Below are 20,587 nucleotides of genomic sequence, written 5' to 3'. Positions count from 1 at the left end.
CTCTCGAGACGCTCACCAACGCCCGTCTGGCCCGCGATTGGCTGTGGGCCGGGCTCCAGGCCTCCGGCGCCATCTCCGACGACGACGCCCGCACCGACGCCGTCGCACACCACTTCGTGGCGGTGTCCACGGCGCTCGACAAGGTCGCCGCGTTCGGCATCGACCCGGCGAACGCGTTCGGGTTCTGGGACTGGGTGGGCGGTCGCTACTCAGTCGACTCCGCGATCGGGCTGTCGCTCGCCATCGCGCTCGGTCCTGATGCGTTCCGTGAGCTGCTGGCCGGTTTCCACGCCGTCGACGAGCATGTGCGCACGACCCCGCTCGAGCGCAACGTCCCCGTGCTGATGGGCCTGCTCAACGTCTGGTACGTCAACTTCCACGGTGCTCAGTCGCACGCGGTGCTGCCCTACGCGCAGCAGCTGAGTCGGTTCCCGGCCTACCTGCAGCAGTTGACGATGGAGTCCAACGGCAAGTCCGTCCGGTGGGACGGCACCCCCGTCACCACCGACACCGGCGAGGTGTTCTGGGGAGAACCGGGCACCAACGGCCAGCACGCGTTCTATCAGCTCATCCATCAGGGCACGCGGCTGATCCCGGCGGATTTCATCGCCTTCGTCAACCCGGCGTACCCGCTGACCGACGACGGTCAGGACGTGCACGAGCTGTTCCTGGCCAACTTCCTCGCACAGACCAAGGCCCTGGCCTTCGGCAAGACCGCCGAAGAAGTCGAGGCCGAGGGAACCACGGGAGCACTCGTGGCCGCGCGCACCTTCCCCGGCAACCGCCCGACCACCTCGATCTTCGCGCCCGCTCTCACGCCGCGGGTCCTCGGCCAGCTCATCGCCCTCTACGAGCACATCACGTTCACCCAGGGCACGATCTGGGGCATCAACTCGTTCGACCAGTGGGGCGTCGAGCTCGGCAAGCAGCTCGCCATGCAGATCGCGCCGGCGATCGGCGGCGACGAGTCGGCGATCGAGGCGCAGGATGCGTCCACGAAGGCGCTGCTCGCGTACTACCGCGCGAATCGGAAGTAGGTGGAGGCGGACGAGACGCGGATGCCGCCGCCCGCGGATCGCGATTCGCCCGTGCGTGCACGTCGACGAGGTCTGCTCGTCGGCGCCGCACTGGTGGTCGCGGCGGGGCTCGTCACGCACTTCGTCGGCAGCGGCCCGATAGCGGACCTGGCCGGCGATGCGCTCTATGCGGTGATGATCTACCTGTTCATCGCCATCGCGTTCCCTCGCGCCGCCTTCTGGGTCGTCGGCGTGACCGCGCTGACCCTGTGCACGCTCGTCGAGTGCTTCCAGCTCACCGGCCTGCCGGGGCTGTGGGCGGAGAGCTTCTGGCCGGTGCGGCTGGTCCTGGGCATCGGCTTCGACGCGCGCGACCTCGCCGCATACGCGGTGGGCGCCGGCGTCGCGACCCTCGTCGACGTCGCGGTCAGCCGTCGTCGCAGGGCACGCGCCTGACGGACAGCGAAAGACCCCCCGAGCGGTGCTCGGGGGGTCTTGCTGTCTGTGGACCTAAGGGGACTCCGCCATCCTCGCTGCGCTGCGGTGGCTCCCCGAATCACTCAGCCGTATAGACAGACGAGAGCCCCCCGTGCTTCGCTCGGGGGGCTCTCGTCTGTCTGTGGACCTAAGGGGATTCGAACCCCTGACCTCCTCGATGCGAACGAGGCGCGCTACCAACTGCGCCATAGGCCCTGACGTCTTCTACGCTATCACGCTCGAAGACCCGCTCGCGCCGCGAAGATCAGCCGGCTGCGCGCTTCGCAAGGAGGTCGCGGACGTGCGCCTCGATCTCGGCATCGTCGACGTATCCCATCTTCGCGAAGGGAGAAGATGCCGCCGGCGCGGCGGCGGGGATCTGCACCGGCGTCGCGGGCGCCAGGCGCTCGGCGCGCTCGCGCAGCTCGGCGAGGCGAGCCGCTGTCCGGCGCTCCTCCTGCGCATCGAGCTCTGCTCGCGCGACCTGCGCACGAGAGCCTGCGACGGTCACCAGCGGCTCGGGCAGTGGACGCGGAGTCCATGTCGCTCGACCCTGGTCGTGCAGTTCGGGCGCCACTCTCTGCACGGGCTGCTCGGCCTCCCGAACGGAGCGTCGGGCTGCACGAGCGGCGACCGACGACATGCGCTGCAGGGCGTAGCCGGCCACGACGATCATCGCTCCGCCGATCCACAGCAGCAGCTGGGCCTGACCGGCGATCAGCTGCCACACGCCCAGCCCGGCGATGACGAGACCGAGAAGCAGAGTCGAGGTGGCGACGATGCGCACGCGGCGACGAGCGCGTGCCTGGCGCATGACAGGATCAGCCCTCGTGGCCGCGAGCTCTTCACGGAGGAGCATGAGCTCGGCGGCCTCCTTCTCGGACTGCAGGCGCTTCGCGAGCTTCTGCTGCGCGAGGGCCGTCCGCGCATTGAGCTCGAGGCGCACCTCGCCGGGAGTCTCGCTGGTCTCGGCGAGCACCCGCAGGGCCTGGTTCAGCCTGACGGCGTTGCGCTCGGCGGCGTCGTACTGGAAGCGTCCGCGCCATGACGGCAGCAGATAGAGCATCCACAAGAGCACAGCGACGAGGACTATCACTCCCCCGCTCAGCACTGGCCCGTCCATGTCGACAACGGTACGGGAACATCGATGGTCACGACGCTCAGTGGCAGCGTGTGTCGCGACGAGTTCTGAACTCAGCGGCGTGTCAGAGCGCGAAACGGTCGGAAGGAGGGATCGTCGCGGCGTCCGGGGGCACTTCGCCGTTCAACCAGCGGGCCAGCACGCCCTGCGGCACATCCTCACGTGTCAGGGCGAATGCGTAGTGATCGCGCCAGTCCCCATCGATGTGGATGTACCGGCGACGCAGCCCCTCATAGCGGAAACCGAGCTTCTGCACGACCCTCAGGCTCGCGACGTTCTCGGGGCGGATGCAGATCTCCATGCGATGCAGTGCGTACTCGGTGAAGCACGCGTCGGTCGCGAGCGCGACGGCCGTCGGCGTGATGCCCTTGCCGGCGAACCGCTCGCTCACCCAGTAGCCGATGGTCGCCGAGCACAGCGACCCCCTGGCGACTCCCCAGACGTTGAGCTGCCCGGCAATCTCGCCGTCGTACTCCATGACGAACGGGTAGCCAGCGCCGTCTCGGTACTGCTGAAGCAATCGACGGATGCTGAGCCGCATGTCGAACGAGACCGAGCCGTAGGGGACGGTGGCCTCCCACGGCTGCAGCCACGAGCGGTTGCTCAACAGCTCATGCTGCAGAGCCCTCGCGTCGCGTGAGCGCACGAGGCGCAGCTCGATGAGACCGTGCCGCATCCCCGTCGCCTGATCCATCCGTGCGCCCCGCGATGACGCCTAGAGGCGTTCCGCGAACTCCTTCAGCCACGGGCGCAGCTCGGGGCCGAGGTCGTCGCGATCTGAGGCCAGCTGCACGATCGCCTTGATGTAGTCGACGCGGTCGCCGGTGTCATAGCGGCGGCCGCGGAAGATCACGCCGACCACGCCGGGGCCCTCGGGCCTGGTCGCCAGCACCTGCAGCGCGTCGGTCAGCTGGATCTCTCCGCCCTTGCCGGGTTCGGTGTGCTCGAGCACCTCGAAGATCGACGCGGGAAGAACGTAGCGACCGATGATCGCGAGGTTCGACGGAGCGTCTTCGGCGGCCGGCTTCTCGACGAGGTCGGTCACGCGCACGGCGTCCGATCCTTCGATGTCCTCCACGGCTGCGGCGCCGTACATGTGGATGTTCGCGGGGTCGACCTCCATGAGGGCGATCACGGCGGCGCCGGAGCGCTCGTGCTCGGCGATCATCTCGGTCAGCAGCTGGTCGCGCTCGTCGATGAGGTCGTCGCCCAGGAGCACGGCGAAAGAGCTGTCGCCGACGTGCGTCCGGGCACGCAGCACCGCGTGACCGAGGCCCTTCGGCTCGCCCTGACGGACGAAGTGGATGTCAGCGAGATCACTCGAGTGGATGACCCGAGCCAGACGACCCGTGTCGCCCTTCTCCATCAGCTTCACCTCGAGCTCGGGAACCGAGTCGAAGTGGTTGGAGATCGCGTTCTTGTTGCGGCCGATGATGACGAGGATGTCGTCGATCCCGGCTGAGGCGGCCTCTTCGACGACGTACTGGATGGCCGGCTTGTCGACGACCGGCAGCATCTCCTTCGGCATCGCCTTCGTCGCAGGCAGGAACCGTGTTCCCAGTCCTGCGGCGGGAATGACAGCCTTCATCTTCCTAATACCCATCCACACAGCCTAGTGGGGATGCCGCCGTAGACTCGGAGGCATGCCTCACGACGTCGAGCACGAGAAGCGCGCGCTTCGCGCCGAGCTCCGCGAGCGCCGCCAGCTGCTGAGCGACGCGCAGCGGGAGATCGCGGCATCCGCCATCACGCAGCGACTCGACGAGCTCGTCGCATCGCTGGGCGCCCGGTCGATCTCGTGCTTCCTCTCGACCACGACCGAGCCGGGCACGAGGGAGTTCGTCACCGGGGCAGTGCGCCGCGGCATCCGGGTCCTGCTTCCGGTGACCCGCGCAGACGGTCTGCTCGACTGGGCGGTCGCGACCGATGACGACGACGTCGCCGAGGGGCTGTTCGGACTGCCCGAGCCGACAGGCGAGGTCCTCGGCCCGATCGCCGTGAACGACGTCGACCTGATGATCATCCCTGCCGCCGCGGTCGACCGCACCGGGATGCGCATGGGCTGGGGGCGCGGATACTTCGACAAGACCATCGGATCGATGGAGAAGTGCCCGCCTGTCTACGCAGTCATCTATGATTCCGAGGTACTCGACTTCCTGCCGAGGGAGGTGCACGATCAGCCGGTGTCCGGCGTCGTCACTCCCACGCAGACCCTCCACCTGTCGCCGACGCGACGCTGACCCGCGAGGATCGCCATGCCCACCTATGCCTACGCCTGCCGTTCGTGCGGCCACGCCTTCGACGCCGTGCAGAGCTTCTCGGACGACGCTCTCACCGTCTGCCCCGAGTGCGGCGGCGAGCTGCGCAAGCAGTACGGATCGATCGGCGTGACGTTCAACGGATCGGGCTTCTACCGCAACGACTCGCGCGCGGGTTCTGGCGCATCGACGTCCGCACCGGCATCATCGAAGTCGGAGCCGGCGAAGAGCACCACTCCGGCGCCCGCCTCGACCAGCACCTCATCCTGACCACATCGACTCTTCGGAGGCACTCATCATGCTCAAGGGCTTCAAGGACTTCATCCTCCGCGGCAACGTGATCGACCTGGCCGTCGCCGTGGTCATCGGCACCGCGTTCACGGCGATCGTCACCGCCGTGGTCAACAGCATCATCACCCCGCTCGTCTCCCTGTTCTTCAAGGCAGACGCGACCGGAAACTTCGGGCCGCAGCTGACGAGCATCTACGGCGACACGGTCACGTTCCCCATCGGCGACCTGATCTCGGCGGTCATCAGCTTCCTGTCGGTCGCCCTGGTGGTCTACTTCGTCTTCGTCCTGCCGATGAACACGTTCAAGGCGCACGTCGAGGCTCGCAAGGGCACACCCGCCGAGCAGCCGGAGGAGGAGCCGGCCGCCGCGACCGAAGCCGAGCTGCTCGTCGAGATCCGCGACCTGCTCGCCAGGAACAGCTCGCGCAGCTGACGCGGCATCGTCCTACGACGAAGCGCACGGCCCTGATCGGACCGTGCGCTTCGTCGTATCCCCTGCAGAAGGCGCAGGGGCAGGTGTTCAGTAGTGCGGCGGCACGTCCTGCATCAGCTGATCGTCGTTCGGACCCTTCGGGCCCTTCGGCCGCTGGGGGTCCTTCACGACCCGTTCCGGGTCGGTGTCGGTTCCCGGCACGGGTGTCAGCCGGGCACGTCTCGACCCGGCGATGCGCACGACCTTCTGCCGGGGTGCGTCAGGGTCGCGCTCGTCAGTCATTCTGCGGATCGGTGAGATCGATCGGCTGCGTGTCGTTGTCGGCGCGAGCCGCGGATGCCGAGATGCCCAGGACACCGGCGATGCGCGAGGCCGCGGTGACCGGGTCGCTGTAGAGATCGAACGCATGCACGCGCACGTAGTGCCAACCGAGGCGACGCAGCACATGCGGGCGCAGTCGGAGCGTCTCGCGCAGCGACTCGCCACGAGACTCCGGGTCGGACTCGATCACGACCGCCTTGCCGTTGTGCTGGGCGACGAGCGGCAGCAGGCCGCGATAGTCCACGTCGACGGAGGCGCCGAGGCGGCGCAGCTCGCGTGCCAGTGCGAGCGTCAGCGGATCGGCGAGGTCTTCGAGGCGCGCATCGCGTGCACGGGTGGCGAGGCCGCCCAGGATCGACATCAGCGTGGCCGCGCCGAACTCGAGTCGACCGTCGTCGAACGAGGAGGGTCGGATCGACGAGACGATGACCATGGACCGCCGGGCGCGGGTCATTCCCACGGTGAGCAGCCGCTCGCCGTCCGGCGTCGAGAGGTCACCGAAGTCGCTGAGGACCCGGCCGTGCTTGGTGAGGCCGTAGCCGAGCGAGAAGATCACGCGGTCGCGACTCTCGGCGACGGACTCCTCGAGCGTGAGCACCGCGAAGGGCTCGGCGGTGTCGCGACCGACGAAGTCGGCGACATCCGATCGTCCGGCGAAGGCGGAGGTGACCGCCGCGCGCACGCGCTCGGCGTGACGCCTGCTCGCCGTGACGACCATCAACGACTCGTCCGGGCGATGCACGGCGTGCTCGACGACCAGAGTCACGACGCGGGCGACCTCGGCCTCGGGGCTCTCCACCGCACCCGATACGGGGTCGGGCGCTCCCGTGCCGCCTTCGACGTAGTCGACGGTGAGGCTGCCGCGTCCCAGATACGACCCCGCCCAGGGCAGCGAGACGATCTCGCCGCCGTAGAACGCGTCGTTGATGAGTTCGGCGAGATCTTCGCCGCCGGCGCGGTAGCTGCGCGTGAGGGTCATCACCGGCAGCAGCTCCGACAGCCGCTCGAACACCGACACGGAGTCGAAGGGAACCTCGTGCTCCCACTCGGAACCCGGGTCGACCGCGACGTGGAACGCGGTCGGCAGCTGCGTGACCGGGTCTCCGAACGCCACGACCTGACGCGCACGGCGGATCGCCGGGGCGGCTTCTGCCAGGTTGATGGCGGCCGCGTCGACGAGGAGGACCGTGTCGAACTCGACCGAGTCGGGGATCTGCGGCACGAGGTAGGGCGACGAGATCCAGACCGGGGCGAGCACGTCGACGAGCGTCGGCGCGGAGCTCACGATCTCGGCCGTCGTCGTCGCGGGCTGCTTCAGTGCGCGCCTCAGATTCTGGGATTCCTGCGGCTCGTCGACGATCGCGATCTTCCACTGGTTCGCGAGCTGCCATGCGAGAAGCGGACCTGCCATCGCGGCATGCGCCTCGTCGACGAGACGGAAGTCCCGCTCGAGCCGATCGACCACCGCCGTGTTCGCGCCGAGCAGCGCCCGGTCCTCCTGCAGAGCGCGCTCGAGCAGCGTCTGCCACCAGGCGAACTCCAGCTCGTCCCCCACGCGCGACTCGGCCACGTGCCGAACGGACAACTCCGCCAGCAGCGGCTCGAGACCGAGTTCGGCCAGTCGATCGCGCAGCTGCGCACGCTCGACGAGGTTGTCGAAGACATCGGACTTGGCCGCGAGGCCCGCGAGAGTGCGCACGAGACGGGCCACGGGAAGCGTCGAGAGCGGCTCCCTGCGTCCGAGCGCGACGTCCAGCTCTGCGAGCTCGGCCGTGACGCGCTGCCAGGAGGCGTAGACGTCGGCGAGGCCGAGCGGCACCTCGGGTGCGACACCGGCGTCCACGAATCGCTGCCACTGGGTGCGCTGCGCCTGGATGCGGAGCAGCGACTCATGCATCTCGGTGACGTGCACTCCGGGGCGGACGTATTCCTTCGCGAGTCGACGCAGACGGCGCCGGTTGGCTCCGGACATGGCCGGCGCATCGCGTCGCGAACCGTGGGCCTGGATGAGCTCCCCCAGCGGGCGCTCGAACACGGTGGGGCTGAACCGGTCGAGGGAATCACGGATGCCCTGCAGGAGCCGCAGGTACTCGCCGAGCTCGTCGATGGTCGAGAACGGACGCATGTGCGTCTGGGCGATCAGCGCATAACCCCGCTCGAGCAGGGCAGGCACGCTCTCGGAGTGCAGGCGCGCCGCCAGCTGATGCGCGGACTTCGCAGCCTCGGTGCTCGAGAAGGTCACGCCGTACCAGGGTGAGTCGTTCGGGCCGAAGCGGAACTCGCCCAGGCGCGCCGCGTGCGCGAGCGCTGCGGCAGCCGATGAGCGATCGTCGGCGAGACGGCGGAGGGTCTCGGCGCTGAGCCGCGCGGTGGTCGACGGCGGAGTGGGCAGGGAGGCGAGCCTCGTGAGGTGACGCGTGGCGTCGAGCACCGACGAGTTCGTTCCCGCGACCGGAGCGGTGAGCGCGTGCCGGTAGTCCCGCAGCACGGCGCGCAGACGGACCAGCGCGTCATCGACGTCGCTGACCTTCGGAGCGGTCGCCTTCTCGTTCCGGCCGATCGCGCGCACGAGGTCGCGGCGCACGCTGGCGGGTGAGACCGCCAGGCTGTCGAGACCGATGCCCGCGAGGCGGTGCCTCACCCCGTCGAGGGTCGAGCGCCGAGCCGAGACGACGAGCACGCGCTTGCCGGCGCGCACGAGCTCGCCGAGCGCATTGATCACGGTCTGCGTGCCGCCGGTGCCGGGGAGAGTCGCGACGGTCAGCGAATGGCCGGCCGCGATCTTGGCGAGAAGGGCCTCCTGCTCGGCATCCGCGTCGAGCAGCAGGTTGTCGGATGCCGGTGCGCGGTCATCCGGTCCGGTGTGGTGCGGGTCGGGTCTGCGGGCGGAGACCTGTTCGCGGTCGCCGACGTGTCCGGCGAGAGCGTTGAGCACGACGTGGTCGAGGCTGCCCCCGTCGCGGGACATCGCGCCGCCGACGTCGGCGAAGGTCGAGACCACGAGCCTCGGCAGCACGGTGAACGTGTCGATCGATCGCGTCGTGGCACGCAGGCTGTCGATCACGGGCTGGGGCTTGAAGATCCCGCCGTCGTAGGCGAGGGCGGCGAGCGCTGCGGCGTCGATCGTGATGCCGAAGTGCTCGCGCGCGATCCGCACGAGCTCCGGGTTCACCTCGAAGGCACCCTGCAGCTTGAGCTCGAAGTCGGAATGGTGCCGTCGGATCGCCAGCGGGCGAAGGAGCACGGGTGCCGAGAACTCAGCCCCGCCGATGCGCCATCCGGCGACCCCGACCGCGAGGTGCACGGCTTCGATGCCGCGGACGGTGCGCAGCTCGGTGTTCTTCGCGGTGATCCGCTCGGCGGCGAGCCTCGCGGTCCGCAGACCGACCTCGTCGCGGTAGAGGTTCGACAGCAGGGTGGACTTGCCGGTGATGAACTGGGGAAGGCTGCCGGGGTGGGCCTTCGAGATGTCGATGCCGGACTCGACCGTGTCGCGGAAGTTGACGAGCGGCGATGAGCCGCCGAGGTCCGCGGCTTCCGCACGCAGCCGGGTGCGCTCCGCTTCGGCGGCATGCGCGATGCCGATACCGGAGACCGGCTCGTGCAATTCGCCGAGGGTCACTGCGGCATCGGTCGCCGCGTCATCCGCAGCCTTGCCTTCACGTCGCCACACACCTCACACACTAAGCGCGCCTCGCCCCGCAGCCGGTATCCCTGGCGGGTTTCACCGGATTTCCGCCCATCAGGGGGCTGGATCAGGTGTACGCGGACTGCTTCTGCACGCAAGCCGTGAGTCAGCGGCGTCTCCCCCGGTCGCGCTCGTGATGGTGCCCGCGCTCGATCGCTGCGGTCAGTATGGAGGCATGACCTTCCGCTACGACTTCGCACCGACCCCCTTCGGAGACGCACTCGCCGTGTTCTCCGACGAGGGGCTCGTCCGATTCGACCTCTCGGAATCGGACGATCCCTCGGTTCCCTGGGTTCTCGAGAACGTCTCGGGCCAGCTCGGCGCCGTCCCCGATCCCGACCCCGGAGCAGCCGACGACGTGATCGAACTCCTCGACGCCTACTTCGACGGCGCGCCGGTGCGATTCGAGGATCATCTGGAGTTCGATTGGCGCCTCGTCAACGGGTTCGCCCGCACCGCTCTGCAGACGATCAGCACGATCGAGTGGGGAGAGACGATGAGTTACGGCGAGATCGCGGTGCTGGCCGGTCGTCCCGGCGCCGCGCGCGCCGTCGGCACCGCGTGCCGCCTCTCCCCCTTCTCGATCGTCGTCCCGGTTCACCGCGTGGTGCGGTCCGACGGAACGGCGGGGCAGTACGGCGCGCATCCGGAGCGCAAGAGGTTCCTTCTCGATCTCGAGTCGCACCGCTGACCGCACACGACGTGGACCCCGACGAGTAGGCCGTCGGGGTCCACGATCGCTTCATCGCCGGATCAGTGATCCACGGCTTTCTCTGCTCCGAACCCGGTGAGCGACCGCACCTCCATCTCGGCGGCCAGGAGCGGCGACTCCTTGGTGCGGCTCGTGACGGTTCCGAGCCAGCCGAGGAAGAAGCCGAGCGGGATCGATACGATGCCCGGATTGTTCATCGGCCAGAGGACGATGTCGATTCCGGGGATCATCGACGTCGGCGAACCGGAGAACACCGGCGACAGGACGATGAGGATGATCGCCGCCGCAAGACCGCCGTACATGCTCCAGACCGCGCCACGGGTGTTGAATCGCTTCCAGAACAGCGAATACAGGATCGTCGGCAGGTTCGCCGAGGCGGCGACCGCGAAGGCGAGCGCCACGAGGAAGGCGATGTTCTGCCCCTGGGCGCCGATGCCGCCGATGATGGCGAGGATGCCGATCACGACCACCGTTCGTCGCGCGACGCGCACCTCGCCGTCGGGGTCGGGCTCGACCGGGTTGCCCGCGGAGTCCTTCTTGCCCTTCTGGATCACGTTCGCATAGATGTCGTGCGCGAACGAGGCGGCTGCCGTGATCGTGAGTCCGGCCACCACGGCGAGGATGGTCGCGAAGGCGACCGCCGAGATGAAGCCGAGCAGCACCGGTCCGCCCAGATAGAGCGCGAGCAGCGGGGCGGCCGAGTTCGGTCCGCCGGGTGCTGCCGCGATCACATCCGCGCCGACGAGCGCGCCCGCTCCATATCCGAGCACCAGCGTGAGCAGATAGAAGCCGCCGATGAGCCAGATGGCCCACACCACTGAACGACGAGCCTCCTTGGCGGTGGGCACCGTGTAGAAGCGCATCAGCACATGCGGGAGCCCGGCGGTTCCGAGCACGAGGGCCATGCCGAGAGACACGAAGTCCCAGGGGTTCGCCCCGTACTGCAGCCCCGGTCCGAGGATGGCATCGCCCTTGTCGGAATTCGCCACCGCTCCCTCGAGCAGCGTGTTGAGACTGAACCCGTTGATCGCCAGCACCCAGATCGTCATCGCGATGGCACCGCCGATGAGCAGGAACGCCTTGACGATCTGCACCCAGGTCGTGCCCTTCATGCCGCCGATGAGGACGTAGACGATCATCAGCAGACCGACCACGGCGATCACGATCGACTGCCCGATCCGGCCGTCGATTCCGAGCAGCAGCGAGACCAGGCCGCCGGCACCCGCCATCTGCGCCAACAGGTAGAAGAAGCACACGGCCAGCGTCGTGATCGCGGCCGCCATGCGCACCGGGCGCTGCTTCAGACGGAAGGACAGCACGTCGGCCATCGTGAACTTGCCGGTATTGCGCATGAGCTCCGCGACGAGAAGCAGTGCGACGAGCCAGGCGACCAGGAATCCGATCGAATACAGGAATCCGTCATAACCGTTGATCGCGATCGCTCCGCAGATTCCGAGGAACGACGCCGCCGACAGATAATCGCCGGCGATCGCGAAACCGTTCTGCGGCCCCGTGAACGAGCGGCCGGCGGCATAGTAGTCAGCCGCCGTCTTGTTGTTCTTGCTCGCCCGAATCACGATGAAAAGCGTCACCGCGACGAAAGCCAGGAAGATCGAGATGTTGAGGACGGGATTGCTCTCGGCCGTGACCGGCTGGGTGGCTGCGTGAATGATGTTCATGCTTCTCCCTGCGCCTTCTCGAGCTCTTCACGGATCTCCGTGGCGATCGGATCGAGCCGCCGGTTGGCGAACGCGACGTAGCCCATCGTGATCGCGAAAGTGGTGACGAATTGCCCGAGCCCCATGAGCAGTCCGACGGTGATATCGCCCCACACCCTCTGCGACATGAAGTCGATCGCGAATGCGGCGAGCAGGACGTAGACGAAATACCAGATGAGGAAGAACGCCGCGAGCGGGAAGATGAACGATCGCTGCGTCTTCTTCAACTCGCGGAATCGTGGTGATTGCTCGACAGCGATGTAGTCGATCGCTCCCGGCGAATCAGCCGTCTGATGGTCGGTCATGGGGCCTCCTTGCCTCATGTGCTGCGGCTCGCCCCGGTTTCCCAGGCGAATGATAGGGTCGACGCTACGAAACGGGGAACAGCGCCGTCACCCCCGAAAGTAGGTAGTCGTGACCACATCGACCCGGATGGAATCAGAGACCGAGCTCGTCGCCAGAGCAGTGCGCGAGCTCGCTCAGCGCACCCGGTTCCCGGTCGCCTTCGGTGGGCTCATCGACGAGGGTGTCGTCAGCGTGACCAGCATCGTCGGAAACCGCACCCGCAGTCTCGACGGGCTGCGAGTGAGACCCGAGCGCGGCCTCGGAGGGCGGGCGATGATGGAACTGCGCCCCCGCATGACCAGCGACTACGGATCCTCCCAGCAGATCACCCATGACTACGACGTGTTCGTGCTCGGCGAAGGACTGCGGACCCTGCTCGCTCTGCCCATCGTCGTGAGCGGTCGCCCTCGAGGCATCCTCTATGCGGGAGCCTGGGACAGGACACCCGTCGGAGGCGTGACGACCGCTCCGGCGATGCAGGTCGCGCAGTCCGTGGCTGAGGAGCTCCGCGTCCGCGACGAGGTGGAGCGACGACTTCGTTCGGTGGCACCGGCATCCGATTCCGTCGCGCCGCGTCATCGCGAAGAGCTGCGCGAGAGCTTCGCCGAGCTTCGCAGCATCGCGGCGTCCGTCGATGACGCCGAACTGCGCGCGCGAATCGCGCAGGTGGAACAGCGTCTCGTGATGCTAGCCGAGGATGCTGTCCCGCCGGGGACCGGACCGATCTCGACCGTTCATCTCTCCCGTCGGGAGACCGATGTGCTCGCGTGCGCGGCCCTCGGGGCGACGAATGCGGAGATCGCCGGTCAGTTGGGCCTCCGCGAGGGCACGGTCAAGGCCTACCTCGGCACGGCCATGTCGAAGCTCGACGCGTCGACCCGCCACGCTGCTGTGGCCAAGGCGCGCCGCGCCGGGCTGCTCCCCTGAGCCGCCGGCACGCGCGGCATCAGGGCTGCACAGGCGCTGCCCAGCGCTGACGGCTATCGTGGACACCGGTCGGTGAACCCCGGCCCCGGACGAGGCAGACCAGTACCCGGTGAGCGAAAAGACTGGTCCGAAAGGACCGTCATGTCGTGGATCGTGCTGATCGTCTCCGGTGTTCTCGAGGCCGTGTGGGCGACTGCCCTGGGCAAATCCGAGGGACTCACCAAGCTCTGGCCGAGCATCATCTTCGCGGGTGGTCTGATCCTCTCGATGATCGGACTCGCATTCGCGATGCGTGATATCGCGACCGGAACCGCATATGCCGTATGGGTCGGAATCGGTGTGACACTCACCGTCGTCTGGGCGATGGTCACGGGTGACAGCGAGGTCTCCTGGGTGCGCATCCTGTTGCTTCTCGGACTCGTCGGATGCATCGTCGGATTGAAATTGATCGACCCCGGTCACGAGTAATATCCTCAGGCTCGTCAATTCGGAGTATTGTCATTTCCATGGCAAGAAGAATTGTGCACCAGCTGGTAGACGACATCGACGGAAGCGTTCTGGATGTCGGTGAAGGCGAGACCGTGCATTTCTCGCTGAATGGAACCTCGTACGAAATCGATCTGAATACCGCTCACGCAGAAGAATTGCGCGCGGCACTCGAGCCGTATATCTCGGCAGGGCGTCGGGCCGGCTCCGCCGTGTCTGCGCGATCGGCGGCACCTCGCAAGCGTGCCGGCCGCAATCCGGAGGTCGCCGCGATCAGGGCGTGGGCCAACGACAACGGCTACACGCTCTCAGAGCGGGGACGAATTCCTGCTCCGGTCGTCGAGGCGTACAACGCCGCGCACTGACTCACTCGGAGGTCGCGACTCCGGGTTGGGCCCACGGCTCATCCCGGAGCGTGATCTCCTTCGCCATGTCCGACAGGAATCGGATGACGACGTCACGCTCGTCCGCCGTCAACCGCGCCGCTGAGTAGAAGCGCTTGGCCTGCTGACGACCCACCGTCTCCATCGCCGCCTGTCGCGTCTCCGGAGTGATGGTGATCGCCAGAGCACGCCGGTCGGTCGGATGCGGTGCGCGCCGGATGTGGCCGCCCTTCTCCAGGCGGTCGAGCAGCTTGGTCGTCGACGCCGTCGAGATGCCGAGGTGGGTGGCGATGCCCCCAGGAGTGGCCGTCGCACCGCGGTTCGCGCAGACGATCAGATAATGCAGCGCTCGCATGTCCGTGTCGTTGAGGCGCATGTAGCGGCGCGAGGCGAGCGACAGCTTCTGCTCAGCGTCCCTGAGCTCGCCGAGTGCTCCCATCACCAGCGCGATCTGGCGCAGGTCCTCCGGTGCGACTCCCGACCGGTCGATCAGGGTGCTCCGCGGATCCGCGGACTCGACGTCGTAGATCGCCGCGTGCGCGACGCCGTCCGGCGAGCCCGCCTCCTGTCGAGAGAGGACGTCGGACGCGCCGCTTCCGCGGGGGGTGGCGTCGGGTCCGTCCTGCATGACATCATGCTACACACGAATGTTTCATGTTATGTTGATTATTAGCTAAGCTAGCGAAAATCGAGGAGGTTCCCCCGTTGGATGAGGTCACCCTCCTTTCTGCAGACGGAGTCGCGATCGGCACCAGTGCGAAAGACACGGTCCACACGACCGATACCCCTCTTCACCTGGCCTTCTCCTGCCACGTCTTCGATCGTGAGGGGCGTCTTCTGGTGACGCGACGAGCGCTCGCGAAGCGCACATGGCCCGGCGTCTGGACCAACAGCTTCTGCGGTCACCCACGCCCCGGCGAAGACATGACCGACGCCGTGCATCGACGCGCACAGGACGAACTCGGGCTCCGCCTCACCGACGTCTCCCTGGTGCTGCCCGACTACCGCTACCGGGCCGTCGACGCGAGCGGAATCGTCGAGAACGAGATCTGCCCCGTCCATGTGGCCATCGCAGACGGCCCCCTCTCCCCCGACCCCGACGAGGTCGCCGAGTGGGCATGGGTCGACCCGGCGGAGTTCGCCGACTCCGTGATCGGCGCTCCCTTCGCCTTCAGCCCCTGGCTCGTCGAGCAGCTCCCCCAGCTCCGCGACCTCGGGGCGGTGTGACCATGACCGTGACCGTGACGCAGGCCGCGCCGCGAGAGGACCTGAGCCCTCGAGTCGAAGAGATGCTCCGCCAGCGCTTCGCCCTGCACTGCGAGAACGCAGAGGCGTATGGAACCGAGTTCGCTGCGCTCTGGCGCGCGACCGCAGACCATGCGCTCGGCGGCAAGCTCGTTCGCCCGAGGCTGCTGCTCGACATCCATCGCGCACTCGTCCCGTCCGCCGACGACAGCGCGACGGTGGCCGCCGTCGACATCGCGACGCACATCGAGCTGCTGCACTACGCCTTCCTGCTGCACGACGACGTCATCGACGGAGATCTGACCCGCCGCAAGCGACCGAACCTGATCGGAGAGCTCGCGGCGAGCACGCCGGCCACCTCCGAGGAGGACTCGCTGCACTGGGCAAGATCCAGCGCGATCCTGATGGGCGATCTGATGCTCTCGGCCGCGATCATGGGTTTCGCCCGGGCAGAGGTCTCGGCGCACGCACGACGACGCCTGCTCGATCTCGTCGAGCAGACCATCCTCGAGACGGTGGCCGGCGAGCACACCGACGTGGCGCTGAGCCACGGGATCATCGCGTCGGACGTCGACACCGTCCTCACCATGAGCGTCTACAAGACGGCGACCTACTCGTTCTCACTGCCTCTGAGAGCAGCGGCGCTCCTCGCCGACTCCTCCGATTCGGCCGAAGCGACGCTGCAGTCCGTGGGCCGCCACCTGGGTCTCGCATATCAGCTGCAGGACGACCTGCTCTGTGTCTTCGGAGACCACCGCACACATGGCAAGGATGCGTTCTCCGATCTGCGGGAGGGCAAGGAGACGGCCCTCATCGCCTTCGCCCGATCGACGGGCACCTGGGAGCGCATCGCGCCCCGATTCGGTTCCGCAGATCTGAGCCTCCAGGATGCCACCGCGATGCGCGACCTGCTGCGCGAATGCGGAGCCGAGCGATTCGTCGTCGGCCTCATCGGCGATCAGCTCGACGCGGTCTACGCGCTGTTGTCAGAGGCGGAGCTCGCCGGCGAGATCAGCTCGGATGCCGCGCGGTCGATTCTGGTCTCCGCGTCTCGCCTCGAAGGACGACAGGCATGAGCCCGACCCCTCACGACGCGTCGGGTGCGAGTCTGGGACGGTTCAACCGCGCCGCCGACACAGCATCCACCGAGGTCATCCGCACATACTCGACGTCGTTCGGGCTGGCGACCCGACTGCTCGGGGAGAGACATCGCCAGCATGTGCGCAACATCTACGCCATGGTTCGCATCGCCGACGAGATCGTCGACGGCGTCGCCGCGCAGGCAGGACTCGACGAGTCCGCGCAGACCGGCGCGCTCGCGTCTTATGTGGCCGAGACCCACCGGGCGATGGATGTCGGATACAGCACGGACCTCGTGTTGCACGCCTTCGCGCGCACGGCGAGGGAGTGCGGGATCGGCGAGGATCTCACGCAGCCGTTCTTCGACTCGATGGCCGCAGACATCGCGGGCGACACCGGCTTCACCGCCTACGACGCGGCGGCGCACGAGCGCTATGTCTACGGCTCGGCCGAGGTGGTCGGACTGATGTGCCTGCGGGTGTTCCTGCGAGAAGACACGCGCACCACCGGCGAACTCGAGACCCTGACCCACGGAGCACGACAGCTCGGCGCCGCGTTCCAGAACGTCAACTTCCTCCGTGACCTCGCCGACGACACCGAGCGCCTCCAGCGCGGCTATCTCGGCGACGGCGGCCGCCTCACCGATGCCGACCGCGACGACTGGGTTCGCACCATCACGGCGCAGCTCGACGATGCGGCACGCTCGATCCCCTTGCTGCCCAAAGACGCTCGCGCCGCCGTGCGCAGCGCCCACGCGCTGTTCGCCGCCCTGACGAGACGCGTCGCGAAGACTCCGGCCTCGAGCCTCTACGAGCGCCGGGTGCGCGTGCCGGATCCGATCAAGGCGCTGCTGGCCACGCGGTCAGTGCTCGTGACGGCGCTGGAGCGGAACCGATGAGCCGGGTCGCGGTGATCGGCGCGGGAGTCGCCGGTCTCGCTGTCGCAGGACTGCTCGCCCGCGACGGTCACGAGGTGACCGTCTATGAGAAGAACAGCCGCGTCGGTGGTCGCGCGGGCACCATAGAGCGCGACGGCTTCCGGTTCGACTCCGGGCCGTCGTGGTACCTCATGCCCGAGGTGTTCGACCACTTCTTCGAGATGATGGGCACCTCGACGCAGGATCAGCTCGACCTGACGCTCCTCGATCCCGGGTACCGCGTCTTCCAGGCACCGGAATCGGACGGGCACCCATCGCCCTCCGTCACCGTGCCCTTCGGGCGCGCGGCGGTATCTCGTCTGTTCGAGTCCCGCGAGCCCGGCTCGGCGCAGGCGCTCGACGCGTACCTCGACTCGGCGCACGACGCGCGCGTCATGGCCGAACGCTACTTCCTCTACAACCCGTTCACGCGACTGCGCACGCTGATGACGCCGGAGGTGCTGCGAGCCCTTCCTCGTCTCTTCACGCTGCTCGGCACGCGCCTGCAGTCGTTCGCCGCTCGGCGCTTCCGAGACCCGGTGATCCGTCAACTGCTCGGATACCCCGCGGTGTTCCTCGGCACCGATCCCCGCACCGCCCCGGCGATGTACCACCTCATGAGCGCTCTCGATCTCGACGAGGGCGTCAGCTATCCGCAGGGCGGGTTCTGGCGCGTCGTCGAGCGCATCGCGGAGCTGGCCGAGGCGGCGGGCGCCAGGATCGTGCTGGATGCCGACGTCACGGCGATCAGCACAGGCATCCGGTCGGGCGCACCCACTGTGACGGGTGTCGAGTGGCGCGACTCCGACGGAGTCGCGCACACGGCAGACGCCGACATCGTCGTGTCCGGCGCCGATCTGCATCACACCGAGACGGCGCTGCTCCCACCGCACCTTCGCACGTACCCCGATTCGTGGTGGCAGCGGCGCACCAGCGGACCAGGTGCCGTGCTCGTGATGCTCGGCGTGCGAGGCTCTCTGCCCGAGCTGCCGCACCACTCGCTGTTCTTCACCGAAGACTGGGATGCCAACTTCGACGCCATCTTCGGCGATGCGCCCGAGATCCCCTCCCCCGCCTCGACGTACGTCTGCCGTCCGAGCGCCACCGACAGCACCGTCGCCCCCGAAGGGCACGAGAACCTCTTCGTGCTGGTGCCGATCCCTGCCGACACCGCTTTGGGCGCGGGCGGCTCCGACGGCGGCGGATCTGCGGCGATAGAGCGGGCAGCGGATGCCGCGATCGACCAGATCTCGCGCTGGGCAGGCATCGACGACCTGCGCGAGCGCATCGTGGTGCGTGAGACGAAAGGTCCCGCAGACTTCCTCGAGGACTACAACTCGTGGCGCGGCGGGATGCTGGGGCCGGCGCACATCCTCTCCCAGAGCGCGATGTTCCGCGCTCAGAACGAGTCGCGCCAGGTGACGGGGCTGTACTACGCGGGCGCCACGACCGCACCGGGGGTCGGCGTGCCGATGTGCCTGATCAGCGCCGAGATCGTTCTCAAGCGGATCCGCGGCGACCACTCCAGTGGACCTCTCGACGTCTCGGCCACCGCTGAGTCTGCGAGCGGAACCGCGTGATGGGCTTCGTCTATCCGGTGGTCCTGCTCGCCACCCTCGGATGCATGCTGCTGCTCGATCGGAGATTCCGGCTCTTCTTCTGGCGCGACGCCGTCTCCGCGTCCGTCGTCACGGCCGTCGGGCTCGCGTTCTTCCTCGTCTGGGACGTCGCGGGCATCGCCGGAGGGATCTTCTTCCGTGGCGAGTCGGCCATCGCGACAGGGATCGTCCTCGCCCCCGAGCTCCCGATCGAGGAGCCGGTCTTCCTTCTGTTCCTGGTCGTGTGCACGATGATCGTCTACACCGGCGCCGTGCGCATCCTGACGAGACTGACCCGACGCCCGAGCGAGGTCGCACAGTGACCTACCTCGAGCTCTCCGCGTGGTTCGTCGGCGCCGCGGTGGTGGCGGCCATCGTTCTGTCCGTCGTCTCGGGCCGGCATCGCGCCCACCTCGGCGCCGTGGCCGTGACCGTCGTCGTGCTCTTCATCCTCACCGCCGTGTTCGACACGGTGATGATCGCGACGAGCCTGTTCCACTACTCCGCCGATCATCTGCTCGGCGTGCACATCGGTCTCGCGCCTCTCGAGGACTTCGCCTATCCGCTCGCCGGAGCGGTGCTGCTGCCGACTCTGTGGGCGGCGCTGCGCGCCCGTCGACGCGCTCATGACGACGTCAGAACCGCCGACGAGGATCCCTCATGACCTCGTCGGGCCGCGGATCCGTCGGTCGCGACATCGCGCAGATCGTCCTGTCATCCCGTCCGATCAGCTGGATCAACACGGCGTTCCCCTTCGCGGCCGCATACCTTCTCAGCACCCGCGAGATCGACCTCACGCTGATCATCGGCACGCTGTACTTCCTGGTGCCCTACAACCTGGCGATGTACGGCATCAACGACGTGTTCGACTACGCGTCCGACCTCGCCAACCCGCGCAAGGGCGGGATCGAAGGTGCACTGCTCTCCCCCCGCATCCACCGGGCCACACTGTGGGCGGCGGTCGTGACGAACATCCCGTTCCTCGTCTACCTCGTGGTGGTCGGAAACCCCGCGTCCTGGTTCTGGCTGGCGATCAGCGTGTTCGCCGTGATCGCCTACTCCGCGCCGGGGCTCCGGTTCAAGGAGCGGGCATTCCTCGATTCGACGACCTCGAGCCTGCACTTCGTGACCCCGGCGATCGTGGGTCTCGCCCTGACCGACGCATCCGCCACGCCCACGGCGGTCATCGTGCTCATCGCCTTCTTCCTGTGGGGCATGGCGGCACACGCCTTCGGCGCGGTGCAGGACATCGCACCCGACCGCGAAGGCGGGATCGGATCGATCGCGACCGTGATCGGAGCCCGTGCGACCGTGCGGCTGTCGATCGCGCTCTGGGCGCTGGCCGGCGTCGCGATGCTGTTCACCTCGTGGCCGGGTCCGCTGGGCGCTGCGCTCGCGCTGCCGTACATCGTGAACGCCGCGCCCTGGTGGAACGTCACCGACGAGACCTCCGCGGGCACCAACCGCGCCTGGCGGCGTTTCATCTTCCTCAACTACTTCGCCGGGTTCCTCGCGACGATGATCCTCATCCTCGCCTGGGTCTCCTGACGCC

Annotated in this window: 24 protein-coding genes, 1 tRNA gene and 1 riboswitch; of the genes, 16 read left to right on the top strand and 9 right to left on the bottom strand. The window is 67.8% G+C overall.

What is annotated here, in order from left to right:
* Together pgi and RU09_RS09345 are read left to right on the top strand one after the other, a co-directional pair.
* A partial coding sequence (gene pgi / locus RU09_RS09350; RefSeq protein WP_042539871.1) for a glucose-6-phosphate isomerase occupies positions 1 to 1,037 on the top strand: 1,037 nt, incomplete at its 5' end.
* A 21-nt stretch (positions 1,038 to 1,058) separates the two neighbouring features.
* A complete protein-coding gene (locus tag RU09_RS09345; RefSeq protein ID WP_082041076.1) occupies positions 1,059 to 1,472 on the top strand; it encodes a ribosomal maturation YjgA family protein in 414 nt (137 codons plus the stop codon).
* A gap of 164 nt (positions 1,473 to 1,636) precedes the next feature.
* On the opposite strand, the gene RU09_RS09340 is transcribed toward RU09_RS09345, so the two are convergent.
* From RU09_RS09340 to galU, 4 genes are all read right to left on the bottom strand, one after another.
* A tRNA-Ala gene (locus RU09_RS09340) sits at positions 1,637 to 1,709 on the bottom strand.
* A gap of 49 nt (positions 1,710 to 1,758) precedes the next feature.
* Positions 1,759 to 2,616, bottom strand: a complete 858-nt coding sequence (locus tag RU09_RS09335; RefSeq protein ID WP_042539868.1) for a hypothetical protein — start codon at positions 2,614 to 2,616, stop codon at positions 1,759 to 1,761.
* An 82-nt stretch (positions 2,617 to 2,698) separates the two neighbouring features.
* Positions 2,699 to 3,310: a GNAT family N-acetyltransferase gene (locus RU09_RS09330; protein ID WP_042539893.1), complete on the bottom strand. Its 612-nt coding sequence runs from the start codon at positions 3,308 to 3,310 to the stop codon at positions 2,699 to 2,701.
* A 39-nt stretch (positions 3,311 to 3,349) separates the two neighbouring features.
* Positions 3,350 to 4,237 (bottom strand): UTP--glucose-1-phosphate uridylyltransferase GalU, encoded by an 888-nt coding sequence (galU, locus tag RU09_RS09325; protein WP_042539866.1) that lies wholly within the window; start codon positions 4,235 to 4,237, stop codon positions 3,350 to 3,352.
* Between the two features lie 40 nt (positions 4,238 to 4,277).
* Here galU and RU09_RS09320 point away from each other — a divergent pair, with 40 nt between their 5' ends.
* Genes RU09_RS09320 through mscL form a run of 3 tightly spaced genes read left to right on the top strand, consistent with a single transcriptional unit; the run spans position 4,278 to position 5,616 of the window.
* The gene (locus RU09_RS09320) at positions 4,278 to 4,874 is read left to right on the top strand and encodes a 5-formyltetrahydrofolate cyclo-ligase (RefSeq protein ID WP_042539864.1); all 597 of its coding nucleotides are present in this window, start codon (positions 4,278 to 4,280) and stop codon (positions 4,872 to 4,874) included.
* Between the two features lie 15 nt (positions 4,875 to 4,889).
* On the top strand, positions 4,890 to 5,162 hold the full coding sequence (locus RU09_RS09315) for an FmdB family zinc ribbon protein (RefSeq protein WP_042539862.1): 273 nt from the start codon (positions 4,890 to 4,892) through the stop codon (positions 5,160 to 5,162).
* 28 nt (positions 5,163 to 5,190) lie between these two features.
* Positions 5,191 to 5,616 (top strand): large conductance mechanosensitive channel protein MscL, encoded by a 426-nt coding sequence (gene mscL, locus RU09_RS09310; RefSeq protein WP_042539861.1) that lies wholly within the window; start codon positions 5,191 to 5,193, stop codon positions 5,614 to 5,616.
* Positions 5,617 to 5,703: 87 nt separating this feature from the next.
* On the opposite strand, the gene RU09_RS09305 is transcribed toward mscL, so the two are convergent.
* A complete protein-coding gene (locus tag RU09_RS09305; protein ID WP_042539859.1) occupies positions 5,704 to 5,898 on the bottom strand; it encodes a hypothetical protein in 195 nt (64 codons plus the stop codon).
* Complete coding sequence (locus RU09_RS09300) at positions 5,891 to 9,610, bottom strand: ATP-binding protein (RefSeq protein WP_042539857.1); 3,720 nt, start codon at positions 9,608 to 9,610, stop codon at positions 5,891 to 5,893. Before RU09_RS09300 ends, RU09_RS09305 begins: the two co-directional genes overlap by 8 nt.
* A 190-nt stretch (positions 9,611 to 9,800) precedes the next feature.
* Here RU09_RS09300 and RU09_RS09295 point away from each other — a divergent pair, with 190 nt between their 5' ends.
* Positions 9,801 to 10,316: a methylated-DNA--[protein]-cysteine S-methyltransferase gene (locus tag RU09_RS09295; protein WP_042539891.1), complete on the top strand. Its 516-nt coding sequence runs from the start codon at positions 9,801 to 9,803 to the stop codon at positions 10,314 to 10,316.
* A 62-nt stretch (positions 10,317 to 10,378) separates the two neighbouring features.
* Here RU09_RS09295 and RU09_RS09290 read toward each other — a convergent pair whose 3' ends face one another.
* Entirely contained in the window at positions 10,379 to 12,016 is a 1,638-nt protein-coding gene (locus tag RU09_RS09290) for a solute symporter family protein (protein WP_042539855.1), read from the bottom strand.
* Positions 12,013 to 12,360, bottom strand: a complete 348-nt coding sequence (locus RU09_RS09285) for a DUF485 domain-containing protein (RefSeq protein WP_042539853.1) — start codon at positions 12,358 to 12,360, stop codon at positions 12,013 to 12,015. The genes RU09_RS09290 and RU09_RS09285 overlap by 4 nt, the downstream gene beginning before the upstream one ends.
* Before the next feature lie 109 nt (positions 12,361 to 12,469).
* On the opposite strand from RU09_RS09285, the gene RU09_RS09280 reads away from it, so the two are divergent.
* The 3 genes from RU09_RS09280 to RU09_RS09270 all read left to right on the top strand — a co-directional run bounded on the left by RU09_RS09280 (position 12,470) and on the right by RU09_RS09270 (position 14,178).
* Positions 12,470 to 13,327 carry a LuxR C-terminal-related transcriptional regulator gene (locus RU09_RS09280; protein ID WP_042539851.1) on the top strand — a complete coding sequence of 286 codons (858 nt, stop codon included), beginning with the start codon at positions 12,470 to 12,472 and terminating at the stop codon, positions 13,325 to 13,327.
* 64 nt (positions 13,328 to 13,391) lie between these two features.
* Positions 13,392 to 13,458, top strand: a riboswitch (guanidine-III (ykkC-III) riboswitch).
* Positions 13,459 to 13,468: 10 nt separating this feature from the next.
* The gene (locus RU09_RS09275; RefSeq protein ID WP_042539849.1) at positions 13,469 to 13,795 is read left to right on the top strand and encodes a DMT family transporter; all 327 of its coding nucleotides are present in this window, start codon (positions 13,469 to 13,471) and stop codon (positions 13,793 to 13,795) included.
* Between the two features lie 38 nt (positions 13,796 to 13,833).
* Entirely contained in the window at positions 13,834 to 14,178 is a 345-nt protein-coding gene (locus RU09_RS09270; protein WP_042539847.1) for a histone-like nucleoid-structuring protein Lsr2, read from the top strand.
* 1 nt (position 14,179) lies between these two features.
* Here the strand turns inward: RU09_RS09270 and RU09_RS09265 are convergent, their stop codons facing one another.
* Positions 14,180 to 14,824, bottom strand: coding sequence for a MarR family winged helix-turn-helix transcriptional regulator (locus RU09_RS09265; protein WP_082041075.1), 645 nt, complete (start codon positions 14,822 to 14,824; stop codon positions 14,180 to 14,182).
* Positions 14,825 to 14,901: 77 nt separating this feature from the next.
* On the opposite strand from RU09_RS09265, the gene idi reads away from it, so the two are divergent.
* Genes idi through RU09_RS09230 form a run of 7 tightly spaced genes read left to right on the top strand, consistent with a single transcriptional unit; the run spans position 14,902 to position 20,583 of the window.
* A complete protein-coding gene (gene idi, locus RU09_RS09260; RefSeq protein ID WP_082041074.1) occupies positions 14,902 to 15,423 on the top strand; it encodes an isopentenyl-diphosphate Delta-isomerase in 522 nt (173 codons plus the stop codon).
* A 2-nt stretch (positions 15,424 to 15,425) separates the two neighbouring features.
* On the top strand, positions 15,426 to 16,517 hold the full coding sequence (locus RU09_RS09255; protein WP_052492919.1) for a polyprenyl synthetase family protein: 1,092 nt from the start codon (positions 15,426 to 15,428) through the stop codon (positions 16,515 to 16,517).
* Complete coding sequence (locus RU09_RS09250) at positions 16,514 to 17,419, top strand: phytoene/squalene synthase family protein (protein ID WP_042539842.1); 906 nt, start codon at positions 16,514 to 16,516, stop codon at positions 17,417 to 17,419. The genes RU09_RS09255 and RU09_RS09250 overlap by 4 nt, the downstream gene beginning before the upstream one ends.
* Positions 17,416 to 19,017: a phytoene desaturase family protein gene (gene crtI / locus RU09_RS09245; RefSeq protein ID WP_042539841.1), complete on the top strand. Its 1,602-nt coding sequence runs from the start codon at positions 17,416 to 17,418 to the stop codon at positions 19,015 to 19,017. The genes RU09_RS09250 and crtI overlap by 4 nt, the downstream gene beginning before the upstream one ends.
* Positions 19,017 to 19,358: a lycopene cyclase domain-containing protein gene (locus RU09_RS09240; protein WP_042539838.1), complete on the top strand. Its 342-nt coding sequence runs from the start codon at positions 19,017 to 19,019 to the stop codon at positions 19,356 to 19,358. The genes crtI and RU09_RS09240 overlap by 1 nt, the downstream gene beginning before the upstream one ends.
* Positions 19,355 to 19,699, top strand: a complete 345-nt coding sequence (locus tag RU09_RS09235; protein WP_042539836.1) for a lycopene cyclase domain-containing protein — start codon at positions 19,355 to 19,357, stop codon at positions 19,697 to 19,699. The genes RU09_RS09240 and RU09_RS09235 overlap by 4 nt, the downstream gene beginning before the upstream one ends.
* Entirely contained in the window at positions 19,696 to 20,583 is an 888-nt protein-coding gene (locus RU09_RS09230) for a prenyltransferase (RefSeq protein ID WP_042539834.1), read from the top strand. Before RU09_RS09235 ends, RU09_RS09230 begins: the two co-directional genes overlap by 4 nt.
* Positions 20,584 to 20,587: the final 4 nt, after the last annotated feature.

The sequence above is a fragment of the Microbacterium sp. MEJ108Y genome (assembly GCF_000834175.1).
GTDB lineage: Bacteria > Actinomycetota > Actinomycetes > Actinomycetales > Microbacteriaceae > Microbacterium > Microbacterium forte.
The sequence above is the reverse complement of the archived record's forward strand: the minus strand, read 5'-3'. Positions and strand labels throughout refer to the sequence as shown.